General features: G+C 75.6%; 10 protein-coding genes. 9 read left to right on the top strand and 1 reads right to left on the bottom strand.

Going from position 1 to position 12,730, the window contains the following annotated elements:
* Positions 1-4 precede the first annotated feature (4 nt).
* The 5 genes from rimO to ABT093_RS27780 all read left to right on the top strand — a co-directional run bounded on the left by rimO (position 5) and on the right by ABT093_RS27780 (position 3,895).
* A complete protein-coding gene (gene rimO / locus ABT093_RS27800) occupies positions 5-1,477 on the top strand; it encodes a 30S ribosomal protein S12 methylthiotransferase RimO (RefSeq protein ID WP_350569118.1) in 1,473 nt (490 codons plus the stop codon).
* Entirely contained in the window at positions 1,474-2,112 is a 639-nt protein-coding gene (gene pgsA / locus ABT093_RS27795; RefSeq protein WP_350569117.1) for a CDP-diacylglycerol--glycerol-3-phosphate 3-phosphatidyltransferase, read from the top strand. The genes rimO and pgsA overlap by 4 nt, the downstream gene beginning before the upstream one ends.
* Positions 2,113-2,206: 94 nt before the next feature.
* Positions 2,207-2,776: a CinA family protein gene (locus ABT093_RS27790; protein WP_350569116.1), complete on the top strand. Its 570-nt coding sequence runs from the start codon at positions 2,207-2,209 to the stop codon at positions 2,774-2,776.
* Positions 2,777-3,162: 386 nt separating this feature from the next.
* Positions 3,163-3,531 (top strand): helix-turn-helix domain-containing protein, encoded by a 369-nt coding sequence (locus tag ABT093_RS27785; protein WP_350569115.1) that lies wholly within the window; start codon positions 3,163-3,165, stop codon positions 3,529-3,531.
* Positions 3,532-3,583: 52 nt separating this feature from the next.
* Positions 3,584-3,895 (top strand): hypothetical protein, encoded by a 312-nt coding sequence (locus ABT093_RS27780; RefSeq protein ID WP_350569114.1) that lies wholly within the window; start codon positions 3,584-3,586, stop codon positions 3,893-3,895.
* Positions 3,896-3,971: 76 nt separating this feature from the next.
* Here the strand turns inward: ABT093_RS27780 and ABT093_RS27775 are convergent, their stop codons facing one another.
* The gene (locus ABT093_RS27775; protein WP_350569112.1) at positions 3,972-8,687 is read right to left on the bottom strand and encodes an ATP-dependent helicase; all 4,716 of its coding nucleotides are present in this window, start codon (positions 8,685-8,687) and stop codon (positions 3,972-3,974) included.
* Positions 8,688-8,902: 215 nt separating this feature from the next.
* Between ABT093_RS27775 and ABT093_RS27770 the strand changes: the two genes are divergently transcribed.
* The 4 genes from ABT093_RS27770 to ABT093_RS27755 all read left to right on the top strand — a co-directional run bounded on the left by ABT093_RS27770 (position 8,903) and on the right by ABT093_RS27755 (position 12,721).
* Entirely contained in the window at positions 8,903-10,480 is a 1,578-nt protein-coding gene (locus tag ABT093_RS27770) for a S8 family serine peptidase (RefSeq protein ID WP_350569110.1), read from the top strand.
* 56 nt (positions 10,481-10,536) lie between these two features.
* The gene (locus ABT093_RS27765; RefSeq protein WP_350569108.1) at positions 10,537-11,088 is read left to right on the top strand and encodes a GNAT family N-acetyltransferase; all 552 of its coding nucleotides are present in this window, start codon (positions 10,537-10,539) and stop codon (positions 11,086-11,088) included.
* A 68-nt stretch (positions 11,089-11,156) separates the two neighbouring features.
* The gene (locus ABT093_RS27760) at positions 11,157-11,351 is read left to right on the top strand and encodes a DUF3046 domain-containing protein (RefSeq protein ID WP_350569106.1); all 195 of its coding nucleotides are present in this window, start codon (positions 11,157-11,159) and stop codon (positions 11,349-11,351) included.
* Between the two features lie 83 nt (positions 11,352-11,434).
* Entirely contained in the window at positions 11,435-12,721 is a 1,287-nt protein-coding gene (locus ABT093_RS27755) for an AI-2E family transporter (RefSeq protein ID WP_502884331.1), read from the top strand.
* Positions 12,722-12,730: the final 9 nt, after the last annotated feature.

Below are 12,730 nucleotides of genomic sequence, written 5' to 3'. Positions count from 1 at the left end.
CCCTATGCCTGAACGCCGTACTGTCGCCCTTGTCACGCTCGGATGCGCCCGCAACGAGGTGGACTCCGAGGAACTCGCCGGGCGACTGGAAGCCGACGGCTGGTTGCTCGTGGACGACGCCGCCGAAGCCGACGTCGCCGTCGTCAACACCTGCGGCTTCGTCGAGGCCGCCAAGAAGGACTCCGTCGACGCCCTGCTGGAGGCCAACGACCTCAAGGACCACGGCCGCACCCAGGCCGTGGTCGCGGTCGGCTGCATGGCCGAGCGCTACGGCAAGGAGCTGGCCGACGCCCTGCCCGAGGCCGACGGCGTGCTCGGCTTCGACGACTACGCCGACATCTCCGACCGCCTGCAGACCATCCTGTCCGGCGGCCACCACGCGCCGCACATCCCGCGCGACCGCCGCAAGCTGCTGCCGCTGAGCCCCGTCGAGCGCCAGGCCGCCGCCGCCGAGGTGGCCGTGCCCGGCCACGGCGCCCCCGAGGACCCGCCGGAGGGCGTCGCGCCCGCCTCCGGCCCGCGCACCCTGCGCAAGCGCCTGGACGACAGCCCGGTCGCCTCGGTCAAGCTCGCCTCCGGCTGCGACCGCCGATGTTCGTTCTGCGCCATCCCGGCCTTCCGCGGCTCGTTCATCTCCCGCCGGCCCTCCGACGTGCTGCACGAGGCCCAGTGGCTGGCCGGGCAGGGCGTCCGCGAGGTCGTCCTGGTCAGCGAGAACAACACCTCGTACGGCAAGGACCTCGGCGACATCCGGCTGCTGGAGACCCTGCTCGGCGAGATCTCCGCGATCGACGGCGTCGAGCGGGTCCGGGTCTCCTACCTGCAGCCCGCCGAGATGCGCCCCGGCCTGATCGACGCGATGACCGGCACCGAGGGCGTGCTGCCCTACTTCGACCTGTCGTTCCAGCACTCCGCGCCGGCCGTGCTGCGCCGGATGCGCCGCTTCGGCTCCACCGACCAGTTCCTGGAGCTGCTCGGCACCATCCGCGACAAGGCCCCGCAGGCCGGCGCCCGGTCCAACTTCATCGTCGGCTTCCCCGGCGAGACCGAGGAGGACTTCGCCGAGCTGGAGCGCTTCGTCACGCACGCCGGCCTGGACGCCATCGGCGTCTTCGGCTACTCCGACGAGGAGGGCACCGAGGCCGCCACGTACGGCGACAAGCTGCCCGAGGACGTGGTGGCCGACCGGCTGGCCCGGCTCAGCAAGCTCGCCGAGGAGATGACCGCCCAGCGGGCCGAGCAGCGGATCGGCACCGAGGTCGAGGTGCTGGTCGAGTCGGTCGACGGCGACCTGGTCGAGGGCCGCGCCGCCCACCAGGCGCCGGAGACCGACGGCCTCACCACCCTGACCGGCGCCGAGGACGCCCGGGTCGGGCAGTTCTACCGGGCCCGGGTGGTCGCCGGCGAGGGCGTCGACCTGGTCGCCGAGGCGCTCGAGCAGGTGCGCGTCCGCCGGGCACCGGGAGCCGGGGAATGACCCAGGGGCCCGGCGCCCCGGCCGCGGCCCACCCGGGCAGACCGGAGGCCGCGGTGCCCCCGGCGCCGGGGATCTGGAACATCGCGAACATGCTGACCATGGTCCGGCTGCTGCTGGTCCCGGTCTTCGTCACCCTGCTCTTCGCCGACGGCGGCCACGACCCCAAGTGGCGCTCGGTGGCCTGGGCCTCCTTCGCGATCGCGATGATCACCGACCTCTTCGACGGCGAGCTGGCCCGGCGCAAGGGACTGGTCACCGACTTCGGCAAGATCGCCGACCCGATCGCCGACAAGGCGATCATGGGCGCGGCGCTGATCGGCCTCTCGGTGCTGGGCGACCTGCCGTGGTGGATCACCGTGGTGATCCTCGCCCGTGAGCTCGGCATCACGCTGATGCGGTTCTGGGTGATCCGCTTCGGCGTCATCCCGGCCAGCCGGGGCGGCAAGCTCAAGACGCTCACCCAGGGCATCGCCGTCGGCATGTACGTGCTGGCGCTGACCGGCTGGCTGGCCACCGGCCGGGCGGTGCTGATGGGCGTCGCGGTGCTGCTGACCGTCGGCACCGCGCTGGACTACGTGGGGCAGGCGCTGCGCCTGCGCCGCGAGGGACTGGCGGCGCAGCGCCCGCGCGGGTGAAACCGCGCGGATCCCGGTCGCGGGAGGCCCCCGGGCGCCACAATGGCGGGTACTCCGGGACCGGCCCGGGGGAGCGCGAGGGAGGGACGTCGGGATGAGTGGTAGATCCGAGGCCGTGCGGACCGGGGGCGTCGTGGAGCCGGGCGGGGCGGCCGGAGCGGCGGCCGGAGGGCCGGCCGACTACGGGCTGGCCGAGCGGGCGCACGCCGCGCTGCGGGCCGAGGGCGGCACGGTGGCCGTCGCGGAGTCGCTGACCGGCGGGCTGCTGGCGGCCGCGCTGGTGGACGTCCCCGGGGCGTCCGCGACCTTCCGCGGGTCGGTGACCGCCTACGCGACCGAGCTGAAGGCCTCGGTGCTGGGCGTCGACGAGGGGCTGCTGGACGTCCACGGTCCGGTCCACCCGGTGGTGGCCCGGCAGATGGCCGAGGGCGTGCGCAAGTTGCTCGGGGCGACCTACGGGGTCGCGACGACCGGGGTGGCCGGCCCGGAGCCGCAGGACGGCCGGCCGGTCGGCACGGTACACCTCGCGATCGCCGGTCCGGAGGGAACTCTGGTCAGTTCGCCACGGTTGTCGGGAGAGCGTGCCACAATCCGTCACAGGGCGGTGACCGCCGCTCTGGAGCTGCTCGTCGGGCGGCTCCCGTCCGGTACACCCGCGCACTGAGTCGTCGTCCGCACTGCCCTCACCGGCCGTCCCACCGGCCACCCGTCACACCGCTCCCCGGTCTCCACCGGGGCCGCCCGCCGAGATCTCCACCGAGCCGGGATCTGCCGAACTGGCGTGCGGGCATCGCACATCTGGAGGATCGTGTTACATCGGAGGGCCTGGTTGGGCAGAAACCAGGTGGCGAACGAGTGGCGTGGCGGTGGCCGAGTGCCGCCCGGAGGGTACGACGAGGTGCCCGCCGACCCGGGTGCGACACCGAAACAGGGGAGGGGACAGCCTTGCAGCCCAGAGTGAACACGACCATGGTCCCCGCACGCGAAGCGGGCAAGGCGGTACGGTGGGGGCGTGACATCTCGATCCGCAGTCCGAGGAGGGAGGCACCGATGATCCTGCTCCGTCGCCTACTGGGCGATGTACTGCGTCGGCAGCGCCAGCGCCAGGGCCGCACACTCCGCGAGGTGTCGGCGGCCGCCAGGGTTTCGCTCGGGTACCTCTCCGAGGTCGAGCGGGGACAGAAGGAGGCCTCCTCGGAGCTGCTCTCCGCCATCTGCGACGCACTCGACGTCCGGATGTCCGAGGTCATGCGCGAGGTCAGCGACGAACTGTCGCTCGCCGAACTTGCGGCGATGGCCACCCTCTCCGAAGGTGAACTGCTGAGGCCGGTGCTCGAACCGGTTCCGCTGCCGGCTCCCGGCACCGACCGGGCGACCATGTCGCCCAAGGCCGCCGCGATGGACGTGGTCGCCGCCTGACCTGGCCTCGGTACGGGCCCCACGGGGCCCGGGTTGAGCGAAGGAGGCGGTCGTGCGCAGTGCGGCGGTGACGCGTACCAGGGCCCGAATACCCTTCCGGCGGGCGCGGTCCCGGCCGCTCCGGCTGGGGCTGGGCCTCCTGACGGTCCTGGTCGGGGGGCTCGGCTGGTGGCTGTCGGCCGGCCCCGGGCAACTGCCCGGGGGCGCGGTGCCGGCGCTGCTGGCGGCCGGCGGCTGGGGCCTCGGGATGATCCCGGTCCATGCCGACTGGCGGTCCACCGGGCCGCCGCGGCGCCGGACGCGGGTGCGGCGCCGAACGGGTGAGCCGGTCGTCGAACCGGTGGCCGGACCTCCGGCCGGGTGACAGAACGCGGACGAGGGCCGTGGGACCGGGTCGGTCCCACGGCCCTCGTCGTGCGTACGGCCGCCCGCCGCCGGGCTCAGGGGCGCAGTCGCAGACCACGCGGGGTGGCGTGGAAGCCCGCCTGCTCCAGGGCGGTGCCGAGCGCCGACCCGAGGGCCGGCTCGCCGTTCGCCCGTTCGACGGTGACGCTGCCCAGCGCCCCCGCCCGGGCGGCTCCGGCCAGCGCGGCCGCCGCGGCGGCGAGGGTGGCGTCGTCCCGCGTCCAGGCGAGCAGCGACTTGCCGCCGCGCTCGACGTACAGGCACAGCTCGCCGTCGACCAGTACCACCAGGGCGCCGGCCTTCCGGCCGGGCCGGTGCGCCTTGCCCGCCGCCTCGGCGGACCCGGCGGGCGGCTCGGGCCAGGGCAGTGCGGCGCCGTAGGCGTTGGCCGGGTCGGCGGCGGCGAGCACCAGGGCCTGCGGGGGCTCGGCGGACGGGGCGGCCGGCCACTCGGTGCCGGCGGCCCGCTCCAGCCGGCCGCTGACCGAGCGCAGCCGGTCGGCGGCGCCCTCCATGGCGAACTGGGCGCCGCCCAGCCCCTCGACGAAGTAGCCCCGGCGGGTCCGGCCGCGTTCCTCCATGGCGGAGAGCACCCGGTAGACCCCGGCGAAGCCGCCCGGGACCCGCTCGGCGGCGACCGTGCCCCGGGTGAGCAGACCGTGCCGGTCCAGCAGGCTCTGCGCCTGGGCGGTGGCCCGGACGGTCGGGTCGGCGGCGAACGCGGGCAGCAGCGACCAGCGCCCGCCGACCGTCGGCGGGCCGCCGCGCAGCGCGCCGCCGACCCTGCCGAAGGGGCGCCCGGCGCCGCCGAAGCGGCCGCGCGGGGTGGCCCGGGGCGCCCGGTGCGCGGTGGCGCCGGCGGTCCGGCCCGAGCCGAGCAGGGCGCGCAGCGGGGCCAGGGTGTCGTTGCTGACGTAGCCGGCCCAGACGAGGTCCCACAGGGCCTCGACGACCTCCGGTTCGGGTGTCTCCGGGAGCTGGGCGACCAGCTGGCGGAAGAACAGCCCGTAGCCGCCGGTCAGCGCCTCCAGCAGGGCGGTGTGCACGGGGGTGACGGCGGGCGGCACCGGTTCGGGGCGCAGCAGGTGGGCGTTCTCGGCCAGGTGCAGGCTGATCCAGCCGTCCTTTCCGGGCAGCGCCCCGGCGCCGGCCCAGCCGATCTCGCCGGCCGCCGTCAGTTCGTCCAGCAGACCGGGGGAGTAGTCGGTGAGCCGCGCCGGGAGGATCAGCTTCTCCAGGGCGGAGGCGGGCAGGGCGGTGCCCTGGAGCTGTTCGACCACCCGGAGCAGGCCGTCCGGGCCGCGCAGCCGGTGGCCGGCCAGGTGCTGCCACTGGGGCAGGAAGGCGGCCAGGGCGCGCGGCGGGACGGGTTCGACCTCCTGGCGCAGGGCGGCCAGCGAGCGGCGGCGCAGCCGGCGCAGGACGTCCGCGTCGCACCACTCGACGGTGGCGGTGTGCTGCTCGGGAGGGGCGGCGCGAAGCGCTTCCGAGGAAGGGTGGTGGTGGGCGACGGGTGGGCTGAACTCGCCCTGGACCAGGCGGCCGGTGGCGGTGAGGCGGTGCAGGGTGCCGGTGACCACGGCGGAGCCCAGGCCGTAGCGTTCGGCGGCCTCGGCGGCGGTGAACGGGCCGTGGGTGCGGGCGTGCCGGGCGAGCAGGTCGCCCAGCGGGTCCTTGACCGGTTCGGTGAAGGCCTCGGGCACGCCGACCGGCAGCGGGGTGCCGAGGGCGTCGCGCAGCCGGCCGGCGTCCTCGATGGCGGCCCAGCGCTGCTCGCCGCCGATCCGGACCTGGATCACCCGGCGGGCGGCCTCCAGTTCGAGGGCCCAGAGCGGTTCGGCGCCGCGGGCGGTCAGCTCGGCCTCGCTGAGCGGGCCGAGCAGGCGCAGTGCGTCGGCGACGCCCTCGGCGTCCTTGATCCGGCGCTCGGGGGTGAGCCGCTGGAGTTCGGCCTCCAGCTCGGCGAGGACCTGCGGGTCGAGCAGTTCGCGCAGTTCGGCCTGGCCGAGGAGTTCGGACAGCAGCCGGGAGTCGAGCGAGAGGGCGGCGGCGCGGCGCTCGGCGAGCGGGGAGTCGCCCTCGTAGAGGAACTGGGCGACGTAGCCGAAGAGCAGGGAGCGGGCGAACGGGGAGGGTTCGGGGGTGGTGACCTCGACCAGCCGTACGGCGCGGGATTCGAGGTCCCCCATCAGTTCGACCAGGCCGGGGACGTCGAAGACGTCCTGGAGGCACTCGCGGACGGCCTCCAGCACGATCGGGAAGGAGCCGTACTCGGCGGCGACCTCCAGGAGTTGGGCGGCGCGCCGGCGCTGCTGCCAGAGCGGGGTGCGCTTGCCGGGGTTGCGGCGGGGGAGCAGCAGGGCGCGGCCGGCGCACTCGCGGAAGCGGGAGGCGAACAGGGCGGAGCCGCCGACCTGGTCGGTGACCAGCTGTTCGATCTCCTGCGGGTCGAACAGGGTGGCGTCGGCGCCGACCGGGGCGTCGTCGGTGACGGGCTTGTCGGAAGGGAAGTCCAGGAGATCGGCGTCCGGCAGGCGGAGCACGATGCCGTCGTCGGCGTGCATCACCTGCGGGTCGAGGCCGTGCTTCTCGCGCAGCCGGGCGGCGAGGGCGAGCGCCCAGGGGGCGTGCACCTGGGCGCCGAAGGGGGAGTGCACGACGATCCGCCAGTCGCCGAGCTCGTCGCGGAAGCGCTCGACCACGATGGTGCGGTCGTCGGGGAGGTGGCCGCAGGCGGCGCGCTGCTCGGCGAGGTAGTCGAGCAGGTTGCCGGCGGCCCAGTCGTCCAGGCCGGCCCGCTTCAGCCGGGCGGTGGCGGTCTGCGGGTCGAGCGCGCCGAGTTCGCGGGTGAAGGCGCCGAGCGCGCGGCCGAGTTCCAGCGGGCGGCCGAGGCTGTCGCCCTTCCAGAACGGGAGCCGGCCGGGGACGCCGGGGGCGGGGGTGACCAGCACCTTGTCGTGGGTGATGTCCTCGATCCGCCAGGAGGTGGTGCCGAGGGTGAAGACGTCGCCGACCCGGGACTCGTAGACCATCTCCTCGTCCAGCTCTCCGACCCGGCCGCCGCCCTTCTTCGGATCCGTGCCGGCGATGAAGACGCCGAACAGGCCCCGGTCGGGGATGGTGCCGCCGGAGGTGACGGCGAGCCGCTGGGCGCCGGGGCGGCCGCTGACGGTGCCGGCCACCCGGTCCCAGACCAGGCGGGGGCGCAGCTCGGCGAAGGCGTCCGAGGGGTAGCGGCCGGCCAGCATGTCGAGCACCGCGTCGAAGGCGGACTGCGGGAGGGTGGCGAACGGCGCGGCCCGGCGGACCACGGTGAGCAGTTCGTCGACCTGCCAGGTGTCCAGCGCGGTCATCGCGACCAGCTGCTGGGCGAGCACGTCGAGCGGGTTGCGCGGGATGCGCAGGGCCTCGATCCGCCCGGCCCGCATCCGCTCGGTGACCACGGCGGACTGCACCAGGTCGCCCCGGTACTTGGGGAAGACCACGCCGGTGGAGACCGCGCCGACCTGGTGGCCGGCCCGGCCTACCCGCTGGAGGCCGGAGGCGACCGAGGGCGGGGACTCGACCTGGACCACCAGCTCGACGGCGCCCATGTCGATGCCGAGCTCCAGGCTGGAGGTGGCGACCACGGCGGGCAGCCGGCCGGCCTTGAGTTCCTCCTCGACCAGGGCGCGCTGCTCCTTGGAGACCGAGCCGTGGTGGGCGCGGGCGATCACCGGCGGGGCGCCCTTGGCGGCGCCGGAGCCGCCCATCAGCTGGGCGGGGGCGTGGGCCTCGGGCAGGCCGGCACCGGTGGCGCGTTCGAGGGCGATCTCGTTCAGCCGGTTGCAGAGCCGCTCAGCGAGGCGGCGGGAGTTGGCGAAGACGATGGTGGAGCGGTGGGCCTGGACGAGGTCGACGATCCGTTCCTCGACGTGCGGCCAGATGGAGGCCTGGCGCTGCGGGTCGCCGTCGGCGGCGCCGCCGACGGCCGGGGCGGCGGGCAGGTCGTCGAGGTTCGGGACGGGGACGACCACGGAGAGGTCGAACTCCTTGGCGGCGGGTGGCTGGACCACCTCGGCGCCGCGCCCGGGGCTGAGGAAGCGGGCCACCTCCTCGACCGGCCGGACGGTGGCGGACAGGCCGATCCGGCGGGCCGGGCGGTCGAGCAGTTCGTCCAGCCGCTCCAGGGAGAGCGCGAGGTGGGCGCCGCGCTTGGTGCCGGCGACGGCGTGCACCTCGTCCAGGATCACCGTGTCGATGCCGCGCAGGGCGTCCCGGGAGGCGGAGGTGAGCAGCAGGAAGAGCGACTCGGGGGTGGTGATGAGGATGTCCGGCGGGTGGGTGGCGAAGCGGCGGCGGTCGGCGGCCGGGGTGTCGCCGGAGCGGATGGCGACCTGGACGTCCGGTTCCGGCAGGCCGAGCCGGACGGCGGCCTGGCGCAGGCCGGCCAGCGGGGCGCGGAGGTTGCGCTCGACGTCGACCGCGAGGGCCTTCAGCGGGGAGATGTAGAGGACCCGGCAGCGGCGCCTGGGCTCGGCGGGAGGCGGGGTGCTGCTGAGCCGGTCCAGGGCGGACAGGAAGGCCGCGAGGGTCTTGCCGGAGCCGGTGGGGGCGACCACCAGGACGTCGGTGTCCCGGGCGATGGCTCGCCAGGCCTCGGCCTGGGCGGTGGTGGGCGCGGAGAAGGCGCCGGTGAACCAGGCCCGGGTGGCGGGGGCGAAGCCGGCCAGCGGGTCGGCCGGGGTGGGGGTCGGGTGCGCGGTCGCCATGCCCCCATGGTGCCGGGTGGCACCGACAAGGGGGGCGGGTCCGGCGGGGCGCGGGGGTGCGGGGCGGTGGCCGTTCGGGGCAATCGGGAAGGCGGAACGGACAAACCGATCATATGGTGATGATTCAGTCCCTGTGACGCTCCTGTGAAGACCAGCCCCTCCGGCGGCCGGCCGCCCCGGTCCGGCCGCCGGGACCGACGAGCGGAGACCGTGCCATGGCGCAGGCCGACCCGTCCGGCCGAGGCCCCCTTCCGGTGCCCGCCCGGATGGCCGGTCCGGCCGCCCCCGCCCGGCGCCGCGGCCGGGGGCCGCTGCGCGTCCTGCTCGCGATGCTGCTGACCGCGCTGGTCGTCGGCGGCGCCGTCCCCTATGTCGCCGGGCCGGGGCGGGCGTACCTCAGCTACCTGGTCCTCGCCGAGCGGGCGGACGCCGCGGGGGCCGAACGGGCGGCGGAGCAGATCCGCGCGGCCGGCGGGCAGGTCGTCCAGGAGTACCCGCAGATCGGGGTGGTGCTGGCGTACGCCGCCGGGGGCTTCGCGCAGAAGGTCCGCGGGCGGCCCGGGGTGGCCTCGGTCGGTGCCACCCGCACCGCGCCGGTGCCGGGCCCGCCCCGGTCGGTGGACGGCGCCGGCGACTTCCGGGCCGGGCTACGCGGCCCGGGCGGCTCTGGCGACGGCGACGGCGGCGGGGACGGGGACGGCGGGGACGACAGCACCGTCACGGTCCCCGACCCGGGCGAGCGCGACGCCTGGAACCTCGCGCTGCTCGGTGCCGCCCCCGGCGCGGCCGCGGACACCACCCCCCGCTCGCCGCGCGGCCCGGACACCCCCGGCGCCGACGCCCTGCGCCGGGTGCTGGTCGCCGTCCTCGACTCCGGCGTCGACGACACCCACCCCGACCTGCGCGCCGCCGTCGACCCGAAGAGCTCCGTCTCCTGCGCCGACGGCCGCCCCGACGCCCGCACCGGCGCCTGGCGCCCCGACGCCGGGGTCGGCGAGAGCGGCCACGGCACCCATGTCGCCGGGATCGTCGGCGCCGCCCGGGACGGCCGGGGCGTCAGCGGGGTCGCCCCCGGGGTGCGGATCGCCGCCGTCCGGCTGCTCGGCCCGCTCGGCCAGTACTACGCCGAGAACATCGTCTGCGGCATGCTCTGGGCCGCCGACCACGGCGCCCGGGCGATCAACAACAGCTACTTCGCCGACCCGTGGAAGTACAACTGCCCCGACGACCCCGACCAGGCCGCGCTGACCGCCGCCGTCGGCCGGGCCGTCGAGTACGCCCGCCGGAACGGCGCGGTGGTGGTCGCCTCGGCCGGCAACGACGGGCAGGACCTCGGCGCGGCCCGCAGCGACGAGCGCAGCCCCAACGACCGCACCGGCGGGGCGCCGCAGTCCCGCTCGCTCGGCCCCGAGTGCGTCCGGCTGCCCGGCGAACTGCCCGGCGTGGTCACCGTGACCGCCGTCGACCGGGACGGCCGCCCGTCCGTCTACACCAACCACGGGCGCGGCCGGGTCTCGCTGGCCGCCCCCGGCGGGGACCCGGACGGCGGCGCCCGGGGGGCGGTGGTCTCCGACTGGCCCGACGGCCGGTACGCCGCCCTGGCCGGGACCTCGATGGCCGCCGCGCACGTCACCGGCGCGGTCGCGGTGGCCGCCGCGCTGCACCCGGACTGGGACTCCGACCGGCTCGCCGCACTGCTGGCCACCACCGCGGACGCCGCCTGCCCGCCCGGCCCGCACGCCTGCGGCGACCGCGAGTACTACGGCGCCGGGGCGCTGGTCCTGCCGCGCTGAGCGCACGGCCCGGAAAACCGGATGACGGACCGGAGGGGGCGGGCGAGGATCGGGGGATGGACGTCTTCCTCACCACCGAGCGGCTGGTGCTGCGCCGCTTCACCGCCGCCGACGTGGACGCGCTGGTCGAGCTGGACGCCGACCCGGAGGTCACCCGCTACCTCACCGGCGGGCGGGCCACCCCGCGCGAGGTCGTCGAGTCCACCCTGCTGCCGCTCTACCTCGACCACTACCGCCGGTACGGCGGTCTCGGCTGGTGGGCCGCCGAGGAGCGGGCGGGCGGGGCCTTCCTCGGCTGGTTCGAGTTCCGGCCGCCGGACGGCGACCGCACCGAGGTCGAACTGGGCTACCGGCTGCGCCGCGCGGCCTGGGGCCGCGGCTACGCCACCGAGGGCTCCCGGGCGCTGATCCGCCGGGGCTTCACCGGACTCGGCGTCGAGCGGGTGGTGGCGTACACCATGGCGGTCAACCGCGGCTCGCGGCGGGTGATGGAGAAGGCCGGGCTCTCGTACGTGCGGACCTTCCGCGAGGACCACCCGGAGCCGATCGAGGGCAGCGAGCACGGCGAGGTCGAGTACGCCCTGACGGCGGCCGACTGGCACCCGTAGGGCCGGGGCGGGCGGGCCGGGAGAGCGGGCGGGACGGGGCCGTGCGGCGGTCCGGGATACTGGTGGGCATGAGGCTGACGGAGTTCTGGCGGCGGATGTACGCGCACTTCGGCGAGGCGTACGCGGAGTCCTTCGCGAGCGATCACGTGATGAGCGAGCTCGGCGGGCGGACGGTCCGCCAGGCGCTGGAGGCGGGCTGGGAGGCCAAGGACGTCTGGCGTGTGGTCTGCGACACCCAGGGCGTCTCCGCGGTGCTGCGCTGACCCGGTCGGGTCCGGTCCGGCCGCCGCCCGACGACTTCCGGCCGATGCTCGAACGCGCGTCGGACATGGGTCAGACTGTGCGAGTGGCAAGCAGTGCAGAACAGCAGAATCCGGACAGGTCGGCGCAGGTCGCCGACGAGGCAGCGGGCCCTCCGCCCGCCTCCCCGCCCGCCGCGGAAGCGGAACCGGCGCCGGCCCGCACCGCGGGTGACGGCATCTGGGGTTCCGGCATGCCGCGCTGGCTGCCGCGGGCGATGGTGCTGGCGCTCGTCATGGTCGGGCTGTTCCAGCTCGCCGACTGGGCCTTCCACCAGCTGATCGACCTCTTCGTGATGCTGCTGGTCTCCTTCTTCCTGGCGCTGGCGCTGGAGCCGGCGGTGGACCGGATGGCGGCCCGCGGGGTGCGCCGGGGAGTCGGCACCTTCCTGGTCTTCATCGCGGTGGCGATAGCGGTCGGCGGGTTCCTGACCGCGCTCGGCACCCTGCTGGTCGACCAGGTGGGGAAGATCGCGGGTGAGCTCCCGCACCTGCTCGACAACCTGATCACCTGGATCAACAGCACCTTCCACCAGGACCTCTCGCTGGACGAGCTGCAGAAGAAGCTGCTCAAGGACTCCGGGGCGATCGAGAGCTACGCCCAGTCGGCCGCGGACAACGTCTGGGGCGTCTCCACGACCCTGCTCGGCGGCCTGTTCCAGGCGTTCACGGTCGGCCTCTTCACCTTCTACTTCACCGCCGACGGGCCCCGGGTGCGGCGCACCGTCTGTTCGATGCTGCCGCCCGCCAAGCAGGCCGAGGTGCTGCGGGCCTGGGAGATCGCGCTGGCCAAGACCGGCGGCTACCTCTACTCCCGGGCCCTGCTCGCGGTCGCCTCGGCGCTCGCGCACTGGGTGATGTTCGCGCTGCTCGACCTCCCGTACGCGGCCGCGCTGGCGGTCTGGGTCGGCGTCATGTCGCAGTTCGTGCCGACCATCGGCACCTACCTGGCGGGGGCGCTGCCGGTGCTGGTGGCGCTGACCACCCCGGAGCCGGTGGACGCGCTCTGGGTGCTGGTCTTCGTGGTGGTCTACCAGCAGGTGGAGAACTACCTGCTGCACCCGCGGATCACCGCGAAGACGGTGGACGTGCACCCCGCGGTGGCGTTCGGCTCGGTGATCGCGGGCGCGGCGCTGCTCGGCGGCGTCGGCGCGCTGATCGCCATTCCGGCGGCGGCCACCCTGCAGGGCTTCGTCGGCACGTACGTGCGGCGGTACGAGGTGACCGACCCGCGGATCGACCGCGGCGAGCAGCGCCGCCAGCGGCGGGCGCTGCGCCGGGAGGCGGCGCGCAGGCTGCGGCGGATGGTCGGCGGGGGCTCGGACCGGGAGTAGCCGGGGGCG

This window comes from Kitasatospora sp. NPDC002551, assembly GCF_040296005.1.
In the GTDB taxonomy this organism is placed as follows: Bacteria; Actinomycetota; Actinomycetes; order Streptomycetales; family Streptomycetaceae; genus Kitasatospora.
The sequence above is the reverse complement of the archived record's forward strand: the minus strand, read 5'-3'. Positions and strand labels throughout refer to the sequence as shown.

Bases quoted from the DNA above. Each gene is read 5' to 3' on its own strand.
- rimO (WP_350569118.1), top strand. From the start codon at position 5: ATGCCTGAACGCCGTACTGTCGCCCTTGTCACGCTCGGATGCGCCCGC.
- pgsA (WP_350569117.1), top strand. From the start codon at position 1,474: ATGACCCAGGGGCCCGGCGCCCCGGCCGCGGCCCACCCGGGCAGACCG.
- ABT093_RS27790 (WP_350569116.1), top strand. From the start codon at position 2,207: ATGAGTGGTAGATCCGAGGCCGTGCGGACCGGGGGCGTCGTGGAGCCG.
- ABT093_RS27785 (WP_350569115.1), top strand. From the start codon at position 3,163: ATGATCCTGCTCCGTCGCCTACTGGGCGATGTACTGCGTCGGCAGCGC.
- ABT093_RS27775 (WP_350569112.1), bottom strand. From the start codon at position 8,687: ATGGCGACCGCGCACCCGACCCCCACCCCGGCCGACCCGCTGGCCGGC.
- ABT093_RS27770 (WP_350569110.1), top strand. From the start codon at position 8,903: ATGGCGCAGGCCGACCCGTCCGGCCGAGGCCCCCTTCCGGTGCCCGCC.
- ABT093_RS27765 (WP_350569108.1), top strand. From the start codon at position 10,537: ATGGACGTCTTCCTCACCACCGAGCGGCTGGTGCTGCGCCGCTTCACC.
- ABT093_RS27760 (WP_350569106.1), top strand. From the start codon at position 11,157: ATGAGGCTGACGGAGTTCTGGCGGCGGATGTACGCGCACTTCGGCGAG.